Raw genomic sequence first — 19,843 nt, 5'->3', positions numbered from 1 at the left:
AATAAAGATAAGTGTATATAACTATATAATTATACTTAACTAACAAGCTTAAAGCAAAAGCCCACCTTATTAAAGATGGACTTTTTATTTAAAATAAAAGACTAATAATTTTAAAAATTATCTTCTAATTTGTCTAACCTTCGAAATAGTTTTATATTTGTTTCTCTTAATTAAAAATAAAATTAAGAATGTCATTAAACAAATTGTAGTAATAGAAATAACACCAGCAAAAGCATACAAGATATATTTTGTAGAATCCATTGTGTCAACTTTAAAACCATTAATAATAATTGTTTTAGTTTGAGTAACACCAATAGATGAATCAACACTATTAGATTCTTTTAGGTTAATGATTACAGTAAGAGTTCCTTGAGAAACATTCGGGTTAACAGATTTATTAATGATTGTATAACCATCAAATGTGAACAACTTATCTATATCTTGTTCATTAACTTGGTCTGCATACATTTCTTTATTAATGCCTGTGTAGCTTTGGTTTTCTAAATTAACAACATATGTTGAAGATTGACTTGTAATAACTTGACCATTAGTTCCAATTCAATGAAAGTTATTGTTAACTTTATTAATTGTTCACTTAACTTTAAAAGTGTCTGATTCTAATATCTTTTTAAAAGCCTCAGTTGCTTTAGCATCATATGTAAAGTAACCGTCACCAGAAATAAATAATGTAGTTTGAGTTCCTTCTTTAATTTTGATATTTAAATCTAAATATCCATCATTATCTGCTGAAGAAGTATTAGAACAAGTTATTTCTAAATTAGTTTTATTATTGATATTAGGGAAATTTAAGTAACTTAATAACTTAGAATCACTTGGGTTATTTTGGTATTCAGTTCATAACTGAGTTGGAGTTAATGATCCACTATATTCAATCATAGAAACATTATCTTTAAATTGAGATGGGATGTTTTTGAATAAGTCTATTGTCTTATTATCAATAATTTTTTTGTTTGTTCCATTAGGAAAAGAAGTGTCAGTAGTTGATGTATATGTTAAAGTAACTGTTGCAGTTCCTTCTAAATTATTAGATGATATTTCAAAATCTCAATCATTTGGATTAACACTTCATTTATCACCAAGACTCACAAAATTTTCTAAGAATATAGTTTTGGTTAATTCACTTGGATAAATTAAACTTCTATCAAAAGTTGATGGATTTTCTACAAAACGATTATCATATCCTGATATTGTCTTAAAACCATCATAAGTGTGAGTAAAAGTTCTAGTAACTCCATTTGGAAAATTACCTGAAACACTAACTGTAACAGTAAGTGAATAACCACTAGTACTTGAACTCAATCTAATCATATTTTTGTCTATAGTAACTTGAGAACCAGATGAATCTTTAATGTTATAAGTTATAAAATGATTTATTATTTCATCCTGTGTTACATCATATGCATATTTATTTGTTTTTAATTCACCTATCTTATTTCACTTTTCATTTTCAGAAGTTGTACCAGTAAACCCAGTAATAAAACTAAATTGAAAGTTTGATTTTGCATAGAACCCTGTAATAGTTGCAGCAATATGAAAAGTATATGCAGAACTTGAGGCATATCAGTTTCTGTAACTTACAGAATATTTAAAAGTTAAAACACCATTCTGATCATCTGCACTTTTCTCAATAATTCCAATTTCAGCTGAAAAAGAAGCACCTGTGAATTGTAAAGAAGATTTCAAGTTTGCATCAGTAACTTGTGAAGGTAATTTTTGTAAATCATTTTTAAATTGTGATTTAAATCTTTCTACAGGATCATTATATGATTTAAAAGTTAAGTTATGAGTTTGGATATCACTTTGATTAATAAAATATTTTGCTGATGGAGTTTTACTCTTTTCCAAAACAATATAAGGGTCTGGATAAGATAATTGTGAGGTACTCATAATAGGAAATTCACGAATTAAATCAGAATAAACAAATGTATTTGTATCTCAATTAGAAGTAGAAAATTCCAAATTAACAAATTGTAAAGATGCACTTGCATTTACATTTAAATTTACATATCCTGTGGCTAAGTGAGTTTTTGATTTTTTATTAGAAATAAACAATCTTTTTGTCGATGAGTTATATAAGTACATTCCAAAGGCTTGCTCACCTTCAACTACATCTAAATTTTTTTCTTTTGTAATTGTTTTGTTATTAATGTTGTAGTTTAAAGTAACAACAGAACTTTTACCGCCACCTAAAACAAGAAAAAATTTAATCTCTTGAGCAGTATTAGATAAATACTGTGTAGGGTATTTCCAAAAATCATTATTATTAATATCAGCTGATGGGTTCGATATATTAGTTGCATTCCCCACATCCAATGTTACTGATGTTCCTGCTGTTTTTTCAATAGGATTCATAAAGTCATTAACAGCTACAGTATAAAAAGTTCTATAAACAGATCCAGCAGCTGCAGCTCTAGTAACAGGAGGTGTAGCACTAGAAGTATTGCTAATAAAAGTAACAAAATTAATTCCATTTACACCAGTTGCATAAGAATATAAACTGTCATTTTGATTTTTTGCTAAATTTCTGGGAATTGAAATAGGTAGTTGAGAAACTCCCTTTGCTTTACTAAAAGTTAAATATTCAGCACTAACATAATCATTGTACTTACCATCTTTAATACCAATAATGTTGTTAGATGAATTAACAAATAATCTATTTATTCCATCTTTAACCTTAACAATGTAATTAATAGATCCGTCTTTAGATGCAATGGGATTAAACAATGTTCCTGTAGACATATTAACACCAACAGCAACTTGATTTTTATATTGATCAGCTCCTAATAACATTACCAAAATATTTTCACTAGACAGATAAACATAATTGTTCACTTTAATATCTGACATAGATTGAGTTGGATATGCAGTTTTATAAAAAGTAGTAATTTCAGAATTATTAGCAAAAGTTAACTTTCAAACTAAGACACCATCAAATGTTGTTAATGTTAAAGTTTTATGAGAATTTGTTCAACCTACTACACCATAAGTGGTAATAACCGGTGCAACCAAATTTGTAGAAGCTAACAAATCATATTCACTAAACCCAGTTATATTTTCTGTAACTGCAGCTGTTGTAGAAGCATTTAAATTAGAATTAGTTTTCTCAATTTCATTTCTATCTTGGCTACTAATATTTGAAGAAAATATTGTAGCAAAACTTGCATATACTAAAGAAGTTGTAATAAGAGATAAAAATTTTTTATTCAATAATAAATTTTTAAATTTAGTTTTCATTTAATAAACCACTGCTATCAAACATACATGTAAAAACATGTTTCTAGTTATTAACTTAATTATACTTAACTAAAATTACAAAACAAAAACCCACCCTTTTAAGAAGTGAGTTTTATTGCACTTTTATTTTACTTAATTATTTCACCAAGTTTTAAAATTGTCTTTGGCATATTTCTTTTATGTTCTGAAATTTTGTGAAGATCTAAAATTCTATTTTTACTACTCTCACTAATAGGATTGTTTTCTAAAAAGTTATCAATTTCTAAATATGATACTTTTAAATCATCTTCATCTTTTTGATTTTCAAATAGTCCTGCACTTGGATCTTTATTAATAATTTGAGATGGGACTCCCAAAATTTTAGAACACTCTCTAACATCTGTTTTAGTCAAATTGGCTAAGGGAATAAAATCAGATCCTGAGTCTCCAAATTTAGTAAAGTATCCAGTATATAATTCATCAGCATTACTTGTTCCACAAACTAAGTAGTTATAAGTTTGAGCATAATAATATAAACATACCATTCTAAGTCTAGATTTAAGATTCATTAAAGCTAGTTTATTATCGGGTAAATCTTTAATAAAAGTATTAAACACTTGTTCAAGATTTTTATCAACAGAGTTTACTTTAAAATGAGAAATAACTAAATTAGCATCTTTTGTATCATTAACAGAATTAAAAATATCAAGTCTTACAGCTAAACTTCTGTCTTTAAAAAATTTACTAGCAATTGCACAAATTAAAGCAGAATCAATTCCACCAGAAACTCCATATACAAAACCATTTGATTTAGCTTCAGTTAGAGTTTGATTCATTCAATTAGCAATCTTATCAATAATCTTTATATAATCTTTTTTCATAATTTAGCTTTCCTAATTTATTTCAAACATAACATCTTGAATTCTAAAACTATCACCAATTTTAGCACCCTTATCTTTTAATGTTTGTTCAATTTCATCCATTTTAATTTTCTGCATAAACCTTGTTACATTTTCATCTGTGTTAAAAGGGATTCTATTAAATCAATATGCAATTCTTTTAGAAGATACAACTCAGATTCTATTTTCATCTTTTTCATATGTAACTATATCTTCTTGTTCTTTCTCAACTTTCACCAAAGAATAAGAATTAATTTTTTCTTCTAATTCTCTTTCTCACTGCTCTTTGTGTTTTTTATAATCTTTAAATATATCTTTTAACAATTCATTTGTATTTTCTTTAAAGAATCCACTAATTTGATAAACTTTTTTATTACTAATTTTCTTAAACTCTTTTAAGAAAAGATTAATGTTATCCTTAGAATCATTTTCATCAATTTTATTTAAAACAATAAAGATTTTTCTCTTTAAAATTTCTTTATTATATTTTTTTAATTCTTCAACTATTGTTAAATAATCTTTAAAAGGATTTTCAGTATCAATATTAGCTACTGAAATTAAATGAATTAAGAAATGACATCTTTCAATATGTTTTAAAAAATCTAATCCTAAACCACTTCCATTACTTGCATCTTCTATAATCCCTGGAATATCTGCAAACACTAAATGCTCATCTTCAAAATTAACAACACCTAAAGATGGTGATAATGTAGTAAACATATAATTAGCAGTTTTTAAATTTGTATTTGATAATGAATTTACCAATGTACTTTTACCAGCATTTGGTAGTCCAAGTAAACCAACATCTGCAATATACTTTAATTCAAACTGAGCTTCTATAGTTTCACCTAATTCACCATTTTCACAAAGGTTAGGAATTCTATTTTTACTAGATTTGAAGTAAGCATTTCCTTTACCTCCCATTCCGCCTTTACAAATTAAATATTTTTGACCAGTTACTAAAATATCTACTATTACTTCATTTGTAATTGAATTAGTGATGGTTGTACCAACAGGAACTTTAATATAGATATCATTACCATTTTTACCAGTGGCTAATTTTGTTTTTCCATTTTCACCATCTTCTGCTTCAATTTTTTTCTTATATCTTAAATCAATTAATGAATTTAAATTATGGTCTCCAATGATGTAAACATCTCCGCCTTTTCCACCATCTCCACCTCAAGGACCACCTTCAGGATAATGAGCTTCTTTTCTTCAAGAAATTACACCATTCCCACCATTACCAGCCCTTAAAAAAAGAGTACATTTATCTATTAACATTTTTTACACCCAAAATTAACTATTATATTTTATATTTCTATGTATGTTTTTTCTTTAGATTTTCTTTTTTTTGATTCTGTAAATAATTCATTTTCTTCTTTAATTTTTTCAACTTCTTCATAATCTTTTTTTATATCCTCATAGATATAACTTGCATCATTAGAGTTTAATAAAATGAAGTTAGACAATTTAATAGCAATTACAAAAAAGATTATTGAAGAAACCATAACTACAACTAATCTTGCTAGTACAATTCAGTTTTTATTAGCTGAAGTATATGGAATGAATCCTGAAACAACTAACATAATTCCAAAGACTGAGGGAAAGGTTAAAAATGGAATTATGTCATAATTAATTACTTTAAAAAGATATTTTAGAACCACAAAAAAGATTACTACAAAACCTAATAATCCAAACAATATTCAAACAACATTTAAATCACATCACCCATTAATCAATTCAGTTGTATCAGCATCAGATTTTGGTTCAGAAAATCAATTTAAACCCAAAACATTTGGATCACAAAATAAAATTCAATAAATTAAAAATAATAATATAAAACCAATAAAACTAAAAGTTTTAATTCAACTAGATGTTTTTCTTTCTTTTATACTTGATTTAAATTTAGAGAATTCCATTTTAACCAACTTTTTACATTTAATATTAAATATATTAATTTTAAAATGATATATTATTTTTATATATAAGAATTAATGGAATCTAATCATATGTCATTTAATTTAATTACCCAATTAGCAAGTGAAGCAGTAACTGAAGTCACACCAGCTGCAACTGATACTGGTTCTACAACTACAGTTTCTTTACCAACTTACTTAATAGTTTTAATTTGTATTTTAGTAGCTGTTGCCATTATTGCTTGTGTTTACAAAATATTCGCTTACAGAAGAGCAAGTATTGCAGCAAAAAAAATAGATTATTTAGTAGAAGATTTAATTTATAAATCTGAGTTCATTATGCCTTCAATTGAAGTTATTAAAAACTTAACTTCTTATAGCAATTGAACTGAATTTATTAAAAATCAAGAAAAAGCTAAATCTTCTAAAGGTAATTCACAAGAGAGTGAAAAGAAAGAAATAAACAATTCTAAAAAGATTCAGCATGAAGAAGTTGCTAGTGAACTAATTAAGAGTAAAACTGAAAAAGACAATAAACCCAAAAATAAAAAATCTAAGTAAATCAAATTATAAATATAAAAAATATCTAAGTTAGTAAACTGACTTAGATATTTTCATCATCTTCTGATTCATCAAGGATTTCTTTAGCTCTCTTCTCTTCCTCTCATTCATCAAGAATTTTCTTGGCTTTCTCGCTTAATTCAATTGTAGGATTTGGAGGTTTAGGTTCAACAAATTCAAAGGGAACATTGCAAGTTCCACATATTGCATCTGTGTCTCTTTTTCCTTTAATAACTACACCACATTCATTACAAACAAAGTTGAAAATTGTTCTTTCTTTTTTAGGTGTTTCATATTTAATTGTTTCAAATTGTTGAAAGGGATATGGATTATTTTTTAAAAAATCATTAAAAACTTTAAGTAGCTGTTCATTTGCTTTACCAAAAGATCAGCCTAATTTTTTATCCTTATATTGAATAATATATCCTCTGCTTTCACCTATTTTTCTAAATGCTTCTCTATGGAATTGAGTTCTTGATGTATCATCAATCATTTTTACTTTTGCTTCAAAATGAATCATTTCATGTATTAAAACTTCTAGCTGATCAATTACATTTGAATCATTAATTCAATCTACAACAAGAGTAATTAAGGGTTCTGAATTATTATTGACTTTAAATCTATGAGCTGAAAAATATCCACGGAATCTAGCTATAGGTTTTTGTAATTGAATTAACAAAACCATATTAGGTAATATATTATCAAATACATGTGTATTGAAATACTTAAAGGCCTTAGTGAAAAAAACATATAAAGGTTCTAATATGTTTGAACCATTCTTAGGTTTATCTCTATTTTCTCAATCTTGATTCATAAATTATTACCTCCATTTTTTATTAATTTGTTTTAAGTTACTTATTGGAACAAAAAAGATATTGATTCAATCAATATCTTTAATTTAAAACTATTGTTCTAATGGTTTTCAATCAACTGCAGGTAATGCAGCAAATTCTTTAGCTTTTAATCTAATAACAGAATCAAATTCATTAATTCTTTCAACTGGTGTTTTATTAGCATTTTCTGGGATTTTAGTTCCATCAACTAAAATTGGTGTAACAACTTTAGTTCCCATAAATTCAAAAGTACCTTTTAAATTTTCTGTATGGTTACCTCAAGGATATCATCCAAGTGGAGCACCTTGTGTAGTTAGTAATTGAACACTCAAGTGATTTAATAATCCAATTGCATCACCTTTTTTACTATATTTATAAGAAAAGGTTTTGTTAGCAACTAATACATGATCTAAATAATTTTTAGCAGTTGCTGAAATATTAAAATTGGTCATTGGACAAGAAAAAATCACTTTGTGAACTGATTTTAATTGATCGATATAGAAATCTGAATCTTCTTGATTGAAGAAGTTTTTTAAGTTACTCCCATTTAATGTTTTTTGAGCCATTGGAACTTCATTTAAATCCAATGTAATAACTTCATCATTTGGATTAGATTCTAAGTAGTATTTAACAAATCTATTTGTTAACTCTTCAGAAAAAGAAATTGATTTATCAACCATTGATGCTTTTATAACTAGTAATTTTGCCATTTTAATTCCCCCTATTTTTTTAACAGTTATATAAATCTATTTAAAATAATAGATTTAATTTAAATGATATTACTTATTTAACAATATTGGTAAATCAATTTAAAAAATTGTAAATATCTTATTAATAATGCTTTTACAGTTTGGTTTAAACATGAAAATAATTAAGTATTTAATTAGAAAATCTAATCACTATTCTTTAATTTCCATTTTCTCAAAGATTTTAACAATGTTAGCTTCATTAATATTTTTAGATTCTAATTTTTTATAAATTTTTCCTTCTTTTAGAAAAATTAATTTATTACATATTTCAGATATTTCTTTAACATTATGTGAAACTAAAATTAGTGTTGATTCAGTAGTTTGAAAAAAATTTCTTATTTTAATACTTGTTTCTAAGTCAATATTTGAAGAAAACTCATCCAATATTAAAATTTTTGGCCTATATAAAAGAACAGATAAAAGATTTAATTTTTGTTTTTCACCGCCAGATAATTTTTTATAATACTTTTCGAATAATTCATCTATATCTAATATCTCTCTAATTTTGATATCATATTGCTCATCATATAAATTGTTGTCAATTAAATCTTTTTTAATAGTTTTATAGATATCTTTTACTTTAAAAACAAAGGGAAATTTAAACTCCTGAGCTAGATACCCTAAATCTCTAAGTCTATTATTGATTGATTCTGAAAACTCAATAAACCCAGAATCTTGTTTAGTTTTACCAATTATTGTGTTTAATAGTGTTGTCTTACCAACACCATTTTTACCCAATATTCCAACCCTATCACCCTTATAAATATCAAAAGATAAATTATCAAAAATAACTTTTTTAACCTTTTTAGTTTTGTATGTTTTATTTAAATCTTTAATTGATATAAGTTTTTCCATATGCAGTCCTTATTTAACTTTACACATTCTTGTATTTAATGAAATTGATAAACAAGTAGCAGAAACAAATATAGGTACAAAAATATTTAAATAAAGATCATAGTTTTTAAATAACACTAATGTCCCTTGCTCAATAATATTACTGTTTTGATCAAAACCATATTTGATTACTTCAAATTGCTTTCCAAAACTAAAAATATTTATATTGTGAATGTTATTAATAATATTTGTTCCTACACCCATATTCATAGAAATAGTAAATAAGCTATTAATATATCTAAATGGAGAAAAATAAGAAATTACATTTAAAGCATGATTATTAATAATTACACTAAGGGGAATAATATATCCCGAGAAAAACATACAGAACATTGAAAGAAGATAGCAAATAATTTGACTATAAATAGGGTTACTAAAAAAAGTGTAAAATAATGAAACAATAGACAAAGAAATAAAAATAGCTAATATTGTACTAAAAATCATTGATCCCCAATCTGTGTATTCGAAAAAATTAATTGGAAAAGTTTTTTTATCAAAAGAAACAAAATATAAAAGTAGTAAGTTTCAAAAATTGCTTAAAAAAACTATGGGATAAAAATAGATAAAAGGAACGCTATTTGCATAGAGTGGTTTTTTAGAAAAAACAAAAAACTTTTCTATTATAGAATTTTTCTTCAAATCTATAACAATAGTTGGTAAAAGTCAAAAGGGGAGAAAAAGGAGTGAAGATGTAGTTACACTTGGCAAAACAATATTTGCATAATCATGATTTATGTATAATATTCCAATTGAATAAATAGGTGTAGCTAAAAAACAAATAATAAGAGCAATTCAAATTTTTAAAAAATAGATATTTAAAAATTTATAAAGAATTTTATATTCTCTTACATATTTACAAAAATTATTTTTTAAATTTACAGTTCTGTTTTTAAGGTTGTCCATAATTAGCCTTTAAGAGATTCAAAAATATTGATTAGTTTAGTTTTCTAATATCTAACTCAAAATAAATTACAAGATTTATTAATGTCACTTCTTTAATTTCACAAATAAAATAGCATCTATTGAAACACATTAAAAAACAATAGTATTTTAGTTGGTTCACTAATGTTATTAAGATTTAATTTATATAAATTAAACAAAGTTACATTCTTTTAAAATTTATATTTACTTAACTAAAAATAGGTAAAGTGCCTAATATTCAAAAAACTATTAATAGTGTTGGGGTTTAAAATAATAATAAATAGATATTTCATATCAAAAAAATAATTAATACTAATTTTATGTTAAGTTATCTCTTTATTTCTAATCATGCTAAATAAACAAATTCATCATATTTTCAGCATTTAATAATTTGAAAAAAATTGCATTATTTTAATTTAATAAACCCCAATAACATTTAAATTAATGAATCAGAATTATGAAATAATATGTTTTTTTATAAAGGCAAGCCTATTAATAAAATTGCAATAGTTTCAAAGAATTTGAAATGTTACTTTAATTTATTTACATCAAGTTATTTATTTAATTTTCAAATAAAGAATAAAAAAATGTCTTAATTAACTTAAGACATTTTTACATTAATAATATTTATTAACCTAATTTACTGTATTCTTCATCAGTTACTTTTTCAAATCATTCATTTGAAGTTTCAGTACCTGGTACTTCTACAACTATATGAGAGAATCAAGAATCTTTTTTTGCTCCATGTCAGTGCTTCACATTAGCTGGAACAGTAATTACATCTCCAACCTTTAAACTAACTGCTGGTTTATTTCACTCTTGGAATCATCCTTCACCATCTACACAAACCAATATTTGACCACCACCAGTTTTAGCTTTATGCATGTGTCAGTTATTTCTACAACCTGGTTCAAAAGTTACATTTACTAAGAAAACACTTTCTGGTTTAGTTAATGGGTTTAAAAATGATCTACCAGAAAAATATTGAGGATATCTGTTATTTGGAACACCTAATCCAAACCCACCTCCATGTGAATTTAAATCTTCTTTATCATCTGCATAAACTTCTTTAATTAAACTAAAAGCACTTCAAGCTTTTGGTCATCCACTATAAAATGCTAATTGAGTAACAATCTCAATTGCCTCTTGTTTAGTAATTCCGTTTTCTTTACCAATAATAAAATGAGATTTTAGTTGTGGAAATAAACCTTGACTCATTAAAGAAGCAATTGTAATCATGCTCCTATTTTTTAATGATAATTGGCTTTCCCTAGATCATACTTGTCCAAATAATACATCATCATTTAATGCTGCAAATTCAGGTGCTAATTCACCTAAAAGATCTCTTCCTGCTGTTTGTTTTTTCATAATCATTCTCCTTAACTAAAAATTATTTTAAAACAAAACTATCTTTATAAAATAAACATTTATAAAAATAAAATAGATATTTAGCTCAAACTAAATATCTATTTAATCTTTGGTAAAAAGAAATCATCCATATTACATTTTTCTAATTCCAATAAATATATTTTTTTATCTAATCCACCTGCATATCCAGTTAAGTTTCCTTTACAACCTACAACCCTATGACAAGGGATAATTATAGTAAGCGGATTGTGTCCAACTGCTCCACCAACAGCTTGGGCAGACATTTTTTTAATTCCTTTCGAATTAGCAATTTCTTTAGCTATGTCATTATAAGTAATGGTTTTACCATAAGGAATCTTAGATAATATGTTTCAAACTTCAATTTGAAAAGCAGAACCTTGGGGATTGATTTCTAAATCTTTTGGATTTGGATTTAAACCTTTAAAATATTTGTCTAATCACTTTTTTGTTTTTATTAAAATTTCTATATCATTGTTTACAACAATATCATTTTTATATTTAGAAAAGAAATGCTTTTGTCCTTCAATTCATAAACCTATTAATTTGTTGTCACTACAAGCTATAGAAATTTCACCTAATGGAGACTTGTAAATTGATGTATAAATCATTTGTATTCTCCTTATTGAGATTATTATAAATTATTAATTGTCTCAAAATGGTTCAGTAATGATTTCAATTTTTAAATCATTTGCTTTTTTTAGTTTTGAATCACCTGCATTTTCACCAACTACTAAATAGTCTGTTTTTTTAGAAACACTATCTGAAACTTTTGCATTAAAAACACTTTCAATATAGTTTTTAATTTCATTTCTAGATTTATTAAATGAACCTGTAATTACAAATGTTTTATTCATATATTTTTGATGTTCATTTTTTACAACAACATCATTAAACTCATTTATATAGTTAAAGTTAATTCCTACTTTTTTAGCTCTTCATAATAAATCTTGATTCTTAGGATCAGAAAATCAGTTAACCAATGATTCACTCATTTTTTCACCAGTATCTGGAACTTGTTCAATTTCTTCTCTTGTAGCCATTGCTAATTCTTCAATAGATTTAAATCTTTTAGATAAAGCTTTAGCTGCTCTTAAACCAACATACTTAATTCCTAATCCAGTTAAGAATTTTTCCATAGAATTACTTTTAGATTTTTCAATAGCTTCAATGATGTTAGTAAATGATTTATCTTTAAATAAAGATCTTTCAAATTCTGTTTTTGTACCATCATCATTTTTTCTATAAAACTTTTGTTTAGTGGCAATTAAAATTTCTTTTTTATGTGCAAGCTCATATAAATCAATTGCATCATTAATAATTTTGTTTCTAAATAGTTGACTAATGATAGAGATAGATAATCCTTCAATATTCATAGCATCTCTTGATGAGAAGTATTCAATTTGTTGAATTTGTTTTTCAACACAATTTTCATTCAAACAATATAAATCAACTTCTTGTTCTTTTTTAACTAGTTTTGAATCACAACTTGGACAATTTGTAGGTTCAGGAAAAACCACTTGTGAACCATCTCTTTTTTCTTTAATTGATCTAATAATCTTAGGAATAATTTCACCAGCTTTATAGATCTCTACAATATCATTAAGCATAATTTCATGATCTTTAATATAGTCATAGTTATGAAGAGTGGCTTTTTTAACTTGAGATCCTTCTAATAAAATTTCATCTAAATTTGCAATATAGTTAATTCTTCCAGTTCTACCGACTGTTACATCAATAGAATTAAGTTTAGTTTGTTTAACAACTGCAGGAAATTTATAAGCAATTGCTCATTTGGGGAATTTAGAAGTATAACCTATTTCTTCATAGTGATTAAAGTCATTTACTTTAATAACAATTCCATCAATATCATATTTAAATTGATCTCTAGTATCTGTAAGTTCTGAAATTCTTTCAATTACTCCTTGAATATTATTACAGTGTCTTATCTCTCTAGAGATTGGAATTAGTTGTTTATCCAATCAACTTAATACATCATATTGCTTAGCAATTTTTAATTCAGTTGCTTTTGGAACATAATAAAAAAGTGCACTTAAATTTCTTTTAGCAGTAATATTTGAATCTAGGTTTCTTAAAGATCCAGATGCTGCATTTCTAGCATTAGCAAATTTTTTAGTTAGATTTGGATCACTATTTATTTTTTCAAAATCTTTTTTAGTTAAAAAAACTTCTCCTCTAATTTCTAAATCTTTATCATACTCAATATTCAAAGGAAGTGATTTTATTGTTTTAATGTTTTGAGTAACATCTTCTCCAATTTCGCCATCACCTCTAGTAACTGCTTGAATTAAATTACCATCTTTATATTTAACCGAAATACTTAATCCATCAATTTTAGGTTCTACAACATAACTAAAATCTGATGATCCAATAGCTTTTTTAATATCATTATCAAATTTAAGCAAATCTTCTTCATCAAAGGCATTAGATAATGACATCATTGGAATCTCATGTTTTACTTTATTAAATTTTTCAGAAATATATCCACCAACTTTTTTAGAAGGTGAATTTGGTGAATCAAATTCTGGATATTGTGTTTCTAACTGAATTAACTCCTTTAAACACATATCGTATTCATAATCACTTACAGATGGATTTTCTAAACCATAATATTCATAATTGTATTGGTTTAAGTTTTTTCTTAAGTTTTGAATTCTATTTAATATCTCTTTATTATTACTCATATCAAGATAATATATTATCAACTTATTGTGTAAAATTACAAACAAAAACTGAGATAGTAAAAAAACTAATTAATGTACTATATAAAGCAAATTTAAAATAATCATTTTCTACTAATTGACCAATAATGTTACTAACTATATAAATTGGTTTTTTAATAGTTCAAAAAACTTTTTTTAATCTATTGTTTTTATAATTAATAGATAAAGTTTCTAAATTGATTTTATTAATAAATTTAAAGTCTAGTTTAATGAATTCTACCTTTTTAAACAAACCACTCACATATCCAAATACAAATAGTAAAAGTAGTTTAAATACTAAATCAAAACTATATGTGCCATTTGGAGATAGCAAGTAAGAAAAAGTTTTTATTTCATATAAAAAGAATGGACTAAAAATAAAAAAATAAGAAAATGAGAAATGGTTTAAGTTCATTTTATTAGTATTTGTTTTTTTAGACATTTTTCAAATTTGTGTAAAAGAAATTAAAAACACTATTACATAAAATGATGCAAACCCATAATTAGTAAAATCTTTTGTTAGTACTGAAGCATTATAGTTAATTACATTTGTTAAAAATTTGAATAAGTTAATTTCATCAAAAAACAAGTTAACTTCTTCTGGTCTAAATAGTTTAGAAAAAATATTCACAAATGCAGCTATTAACAAAGCTAGAAAAACAGTAAAATAAATAAACTTAAAATATCTATTTGTTCTTATAGATGTTTTTTGAATAAATGGTCAATAAGTAGTTTTGGCATTATTCTTTTTTAATATATAAAAGATTGAAAACAAAATAATAGTAGCTGCTAATACTAAAGAGAAAATAATAATAGAACCAGTATTTGCTAACGAGTATTGAGAGAGTGTAAAAATACAAACACAGCCAATCATAAAAATAGAGGATTCAATTAAAGCATCTGCTCCAAAATTAATTTTTTTCAAACATATAAAAATAATAGTTAATGCATAAATAAAGATAGAAATAATTATATAGTTAGCATTAATAAAAACTAATAATAGAGAAGCCATAGAAAGAATAAAAAAATATGGTTCTCTTTCTAGATTGATATCTTTTTTTAAAAAAACATTAATCCCATAAAAGAATATTAAAAAGGCAAAACTATCTGTTAATAATTTTTCATAAAAACTATTGCTTGCTAAATTTGTTTTATCAACATTAAAAATAAAAAATCCTAATAAAAAGGAAACAAACAATAAGCTGATAATATCTTTAATGTTTTTAAAACTTTTGATTGAATAAAACTCAGTAACTAAAACACTTCCAAAAATAGATACAATCATTGGAAACATATATCTTTGGAAAAGATTAAAGTCAGTTGTAGTTATTTTTGATTTTTCAAAAAACTGTAGCAACTGTCCATATGTGATTGAAAAAGAATTAACTGTAGGAATTGATCAAACATCATTAACTGTAGGACTATTTAATAAACCAAATTCAACTCTATGAAAAAATAAATAGTAACAAAAACAAATAGTAATCAGAGATATTAAAAATGAACTAAATACTTTATAGTTAAATGAAAAAGAAATAAAAAAACTCTTATAAGAAAAAAGATATGTTATTACCAATAAAATCTGAATAGATAAAACTGTATAAACATAATATTGTTTAAGATCATCTATCAAGATAAAAGGAACATATGCTAAAGCATAAATAATATAGTAGATTATTAACCCAGCAAAAAAAGATAAATTAGGAGACAAAGAAAAATAGTTTCTTTGAATCATTTTCCCAATTGCAAAAGAATTAAAGAAAATTAAAAATGTTACAAAAATAGAAGCATAAGTTAACATAGTTAAATTTTATAATGTTTATTCTCTTAATAAAATAAAAAAACTTGTTTCACTATTAGTAAAACAAGTTTAATTAGATTTATAAATTTAGATTGTGTAATTCTAAATTATCATCTTCTTTTTCTGTTATCAAAGTATTCATATGAGTTTTCTAATACTTCATTAACATTTTTGTAATATAAAAATCCTGTAATTGCAATAACAATGTAAGCAGCTACAGTAATTAGTCCAGTTGCAATTCCACCAAGACTATTGTTGTAATATACATGAACTAATTTAGAAATAAATGCTGAATTTACATTTACATTATTTGCAACTGCATCAAGAATTTTAGCTACTTCTGGACTTTTAGGAGTTGCTGCTTTTCCACCAACTACCATTCAAGAGCCATTAACTGCTACAAATAATAAGTAAACTGAAAGTGCTGAAACTAATACAAATGTGATTAATCAGAAGAAGTAAGTTTTAACACTATTTCTTCTTAATCATCCGTGTCTATTAAAAATCATTAATAAATATAATATTAAGTAAAGTGCTCCAGCTACAATACCAGCAATTGAACCAAATACAAATGAAACACCAACAATATCAGCAAAGTAGTAGTTATTCATTGTAGTAATTTGACTATTAGGTAGTGCAGCAATTAAAGTGTAACCTAATCCTGCAACTAGTAACCCTAAACAACTAATGATTAAAAAAAGTTGAGATAGTCTTTTAAAAAGTTGGAAAATAAATCTTGAACTTCCTTTTGGGTCTTTTCTATATTTTTTTCTATATGATGATCCACCATTCCCATAACTTGGTTCTCAGTCATTTGGAGATCTTCTTGAAGGATGACCACCTCTTCTATCACGAGGAGGCATTGGTCTATCTTCGTCATAATATTTAGAATCTCGGTAAAAATTATAATTTTCGGATTCTAAATAATAATTATTTAAGTGTTTATTCATTTCATTTCCCCATTTTGTTTTATTGATTAACAATATAATTATATAACTTTCATAATTTAAAACAAATTAGCTCTAATTTGTTTGAGTTGAAAGTGTAGAAAATATTTTAAAGCAAAAAGGCTTAAATTTAAACATTAAATATAATTTATTTTCTAACCACAAATGGATAAATAAATCTAATTTAGTAAAAAAATAAATATTTAAATAATATTAATATTACTATTTATTAGGGTGTAAAAACTAATTTACATTAACCAAATTTAAATTAAGAATTAAATAAATCAATTTCTAGGAAAAATATGACATTCTCTCAAAATGTAAAAGAAGAGCTATGTAGAAATGAATATGATGATGTTCAAAAAAAATCTATCCTATGTGCCTTCTTTAAAAATAATCCAAATTTAAAGATATCAGATTCTTCTTTAGAAATTGATATCAAAAGTAAAAGTTCACTAACTATAAGATTTATCCTAAATCTTTTAGATTTTTTATATAAGGATAATGACCTTATTGAATATAAAAGAGAAAGAAGTAAGAATGATTTAAAATTCTTTCATTTTTCTTTCTCTAAAGGTTTAGATATTTTATTAGAGGATTTACACTTAAATAAAGATCCATATAAATGATTAGTAGAAACAAAAACAAGAAGTTGTTTTTTAATTGGTTTATTTTTATATGGCGGAAGCATTAATAGTCCAAATAGTAGTAACTATCATTTTGAAATTAAAATTCATAATACTGAAATACTAAAGATTGTTGAAAAGATATTTAGTAGTATCAATATTCCATTATTAGTATTAAATAGAAATAATACTTATATTGTTTATATTAAAAAATCAGAATCAATCTCTGATATTTTAAAACTGCTTGGTGCAACTGAAAGTATGTTTGAATATGAAGAGAAAAGAATATCAAGAGATTATACTAACCAAATGAGTAGATTAAATAATCTTGATATGTCTAATTTAAAAAAGACAATTGAAGCTAGTCACATTCAATTACAAAATATTGAATATGTAAAAAATAATAATTTATTTAATCAATTGACTGATAAAGAAAAAATATATTGTGAGCTAAGAGAAAGTTTCCCTGATTCTTCTCTTCATGATTTAGTAGATTTGTATAAAGAAAAATATAATATTGAAATTACTAGGGGTGGAATTAACCATATTATTAGAAAGATAAAAAGATTATCTGAGTAAGAGAGGTTGAGAAAGTAAAAAAAGAATAGAGCTTATTAAAGTCTATCTTTTTTAATTGAATGTAAAATTATTTAAATAAATTATTATTCTTTCTTAATATAAAAAACTTTTTATTAATATATCAAATATACAAATTTATGATTTGGCTAAAATATTTACCTAGTACATTACTATCTTTTATAGATAAACAATTTTATTTGATTGTTTTAGTTAAGTAAAATTTATTACTGCTTTAACAAAGCATCTCTTGCTCTATTTAAATAATCATTAGTGTATTCTTTTGTGTTCTCTAAAATATTTTTGCAAGAAACTAAATAAACAAATTCTTTAATGGTATAAGGCGCAATATACACTTTTCTTTTTTTTATCAAAAAATTAATTAATTGGTTTTCAAAAAAAGTCTGAGTGTCTTGATGTATAATAGGTGCTACAAATGTTAAATAAGTTTCTTGATTTTTTTCTTCTAAATGACGAATAATATTGGAAGTTTCATTATTTAATTGTTGGAATTTATTTTTTATTAAAGTCACTTCTATATTCCAATAGATATCATCATTAACAACTTCTATATCTGCTTTGTTTCCTGGTGCCTGAGATATTGGCAACCCAAAAGAATCTGCTTTATAATTTGGAATAATATTAAATTTATCTCCAAAACTAATTTGTAGAATTAAAGAAATATAAAATTCAAGTTTTATAGGTTCTGGAATGTATTTAAATATAGGTATTTTTTTGTCATTTCCAATATCATCCAATAAATCTGTAACAATTTCTTTTGTTAGTGAATAGGTTGATATAAGTTTTTTTAACTTTATAGAATAATCTCTATTAGATACTCCAATTTCAATTTGTCTGGTTCTTAGCAATTGGGAGCTTGCATAAATTTTATATTTTTCATAATAAAGTCTTTTATTGCTTTTCTCTTCTTCATTAAACTTATGATCATATTCAAAAAGTTTCTTAATTTTTTCAATATTTTCTTCATTTATTTGTATTATTACTTTTCCAACAAATTTAATTGTAATAAAACCAGTTATTCTTAATATTCTTAAAACCACATCAGGATAATCTGTACAAACTGTTCCATACTTAGTTGTAATTTGATAATTTTCTTTAAGATATTTATAAGTAGATTCTAAATCTTTAGCTTTAAATGAATTTAATTCATTTAAATAATTTTCAGAACTCCCATCTTTATTGAATAATGAGAGTATAAATTGTTCATAAGTAATTCCTTTCCCTTCAGCTCATCTTTCAATTAAAATTTTTGTGATAAATTTAAAATAATTGTAGTCATTTGAAACATTTCTATAAGGTGATCTTCTATTATATATAGTTGCTTGATTAGCAAATGCTGTTTGTTCATCTATTTCATTATTTATTAATGCATTAGCAATGGGTGAAAGTTCAAATTTTTCATTGAAAACAGCATAAACAAATCCTAATTCACTTAGTGTTCTCATATATGTTCAAAACCTTGATGGATACCCTTTTGGGAATCCTCCATCAGAATTTCTTGTTTTATTAACTTCTATTACAATATTTTTTGCCTCTTTATCAGATAGAGAATTAAAATCATGGTTTTTTGCTTTAACAATTCCACATTTATATAAGTGTGTAACAATAATTAATAAATTTTCCTGATTTAAAACAACACCTTCAAAAATTTTTACTGATTTTAAAATTTCTTTATATCTTTCAGGATTCCTTATAGCTGTTTCAAATGACATTTGTTTAAACTCTGGATTTCTTTTGATTCCCATAATATTAACCT

At 24.6% G+C, this 19,843-nt stretch carries 16 protein-coding genes; 2 read left to right on the top strand and 14 right to left on the bottom strand.

Annotation, left to right across the window (positions count from 1 at the left end):
- Positions 1-117: 117 nt before the first annotated feature.
- From MYPE_RS01015 to MYPE_RS01000, 4 genes are all read right to left on the bottom strand, one after another.
- Positions 118-3,255, bottom strand: coding sequence for a lipoprotein 17-related variable surface protein (locus MYPE_RS01015; RefSeq protein WP_011077022.1), 3,138 nt, complete (start codon positions 3,253-3,255; stop codon positions 118-120).
- A 128-nt stretch (positions 3,256-3,383) separates the two neighbouring features.
- The gene (gene nadE / locus MYPE_RS01010) at positions 3,384-4,115 is read right to left on the bottom strand and encodes an NAD(+) synthase (protein ID WP_011077021.1); all 732 of its coding nucleotides are present in this window, start codon (positions 4,113-4,115) and stop codon (positions 3,384-3,386) included.
- A gap of 12 nt (positions 4,116-4,127) precedes the next feature.
- Complete coding sequence (obgE, locus tag MYPE_RS01005; protein ID WP_011077020.1) at positions 4,128-5,417, bottom strand: GTPase ObgE; 1,290 nt, start codon at positions 5,415-5,417, stop codon at positions 4,128-4,130.
- Positions 5,418-5,446: 29 nt separating this feature from the next.
- Positions 5,447-6,055 (bottom strand): hypothetical protein, encoded by a 609-nt coding sequence (locus MYPE_RS01000; protein WP_044891201.1) that lies wholly within the window; start codon positions 6,053-6,055, stop codon positions 5,447-5,449.
- 90 nt (positions 6,056-6,145) lie between these two features.
- On the opposite strand from MYPE_RS01000, the gene MYPE_RS05355 reads away from it, so the two are divergent.
- Positions 6,146-6,613, top strand: coding sequence for a hypothetical protein (locus MYPE_RS05355; RefSeq protein WP_052270420.1), 468 nt, complete (start codon positions 6,146-6,148; stop codon positions 6,611-6,613).
- A gap of 43 nt (positions 6,614-6,656) precedes the next feature.
- On the opposite strand, the gene MYPE_RS00990 is transcribed toward MYPE_RS05355, so the two are convergent.
- From MYPE_RS00990 to MYPE_RS00950, 9 genes are all read right to left on the bottom strand, one after another.
- Positions 6,657-7,427 carry a hypothetical protein gene (locus tag MYPE_RS00990; protein WP_011077017.1) on the bottom strand — a complete coding sequence of 257 codons (771 nt, stop codon included), beginning with the start codon at positions 7,425-7,427 and terminating at the stop codon, positions 6,657-6,659.
- A gap of 90 nt (positions 7,428-7,517) precedes the next feature.
- The gene (locus MYPE_RS00985) at positions 7,518-8,156 is read right to left on the bottom strand and encodes an FMN-dependent NADH-azoreductase (protein WP_011077016.1); all 639 of its coding nucleotides are present in this window, start codon (positions 8,154-8,156) and stop codon (positions 7,518-7,520) included.
- A 189-nt stretch (positions 8,157-8,345) separates the two neighbouring features.
- Entirely contained in the window at positions 8,346-9,050 is a 705-nt protein-coding gene (locus tag MYPE_RS00980) for an ATP-binding cassette domain-containing protein (protein ID WP_011077015.1), read from the bottom strand.
- 9 nt (positions 9,051-9,059) lie between these two features.
- Positions 9,060-9,533, bottom strand: coding sequence for a hypothetical protein (locus MYPE_RS05640; RefSeq protein WP_129374593.1), 474 nt, complete (start codon positions 9,531-9,533; stop codon positions 9,060-9,062).
- 1,107 nt (positions 9,534-10,640) lie between these two features.
- Complete coding sequence (locus MYPE_RS05765) at positions 10,641-11,378, bottom strand: carboxymuconolactone decarboxylase family protein (RefSeq protein WP_044891200.1); 738 nt, start codon at positions 11,376-11,378, stop codon at positions 10,641-10,643.
- Positions 11,379-11,476: 98 nt separating this feature from the next.
- Positions 11,477-12,007 carry a methylated-DNA--[protein]-cysteine S-methyltransferase gene (locus tag MYPE_RS00965; RefSeq protein ID WP_011077012.1) on the bottom strand — a complete coding sequence of 177 codons (531 nt, stop codon included), beginning with the start codon at positions 12,005-12,007 and terminating at the stop codon, positions 11,477-11,479.
- A 33-nt stretch (positions 12,008-12,040) separates the two neighbouring features.
- Entirely contained in the window at positions 12,041-14,101 is a 2,061-nt protein-coding gene (ligA, locus tag MYPE_RS00960; protein WP_044891199.1) for an NAD-dependent DNA ligase LigA, read from the bottom strand.
- Between the two features lie 22 nt (positions 14,102-14,123).
- Entirely contained in the window at positions 14,124-15,917 is a 1,794-nt protein-coding gene (locus tag MYPE_RS00955) for a hypothetical protein (protein ID WP_011077010.1), read from the bottom strand.
- Between the two features lie 107 nt (positions 15,918-16,024).
- Complete coding sequence (locus MYPE_RS00950) at positions 16,025-16,867, bottom strand: hypothetical protein (protein WP_044891198.1); 843 nt, start codon at positions 16,865-16,867, stop codon at positions 16,025-16,027.
- Between the two features lie 299 nt (positions 16,868-17,166).
- Here MYPE_RS00950 and whiA point away from each other — a divergent pair, with 299 nt between their 5' ends.
- Positions 17,167-18,069, top strand: a complete 903-nt coding sequence (whiA, locus tag MYPE_RS00945; RefSeq protein WP_011077008.1) for a DNA-binding protein WhiA — start codon at positions 17,167-17,169, stop codon at positions 18,067-18,069.
- Between the two features lie 224 nt (positions 18,070-18,293).
- Here the strand turns inward: whiA and MYPE_RS00940 are convergent, their stop codons facing one another.
- Positions 18,294-19,832: an AlwI family type II restriction endonuclease gene (locus tag MYPE_RS00940; protein WP_011077007.1), complete on the bottom strand. Its 1,539-nt coding sequence runs from the start codon at positions 19,830-19,832 to the stop codon at positions 18,294-18,296.
- Positions 19,833-19,843: the final 11 nt, after the last annotated feature.

The sequence above is a fragment of the Malacoplasma penetrans HF-2 genome, from assembly GCF_000011225.1.
Taxonomy (GTDB): Bacteria; Bacillota_I; Bacilli_A; order Mycoplasmatales; family Mycoplasmoidaceae; genus Malacoplasma; species Malacoplasma penetrans.
This window is presented reverse-complemented; position numbering and strand designations above follow the sequence as displayed.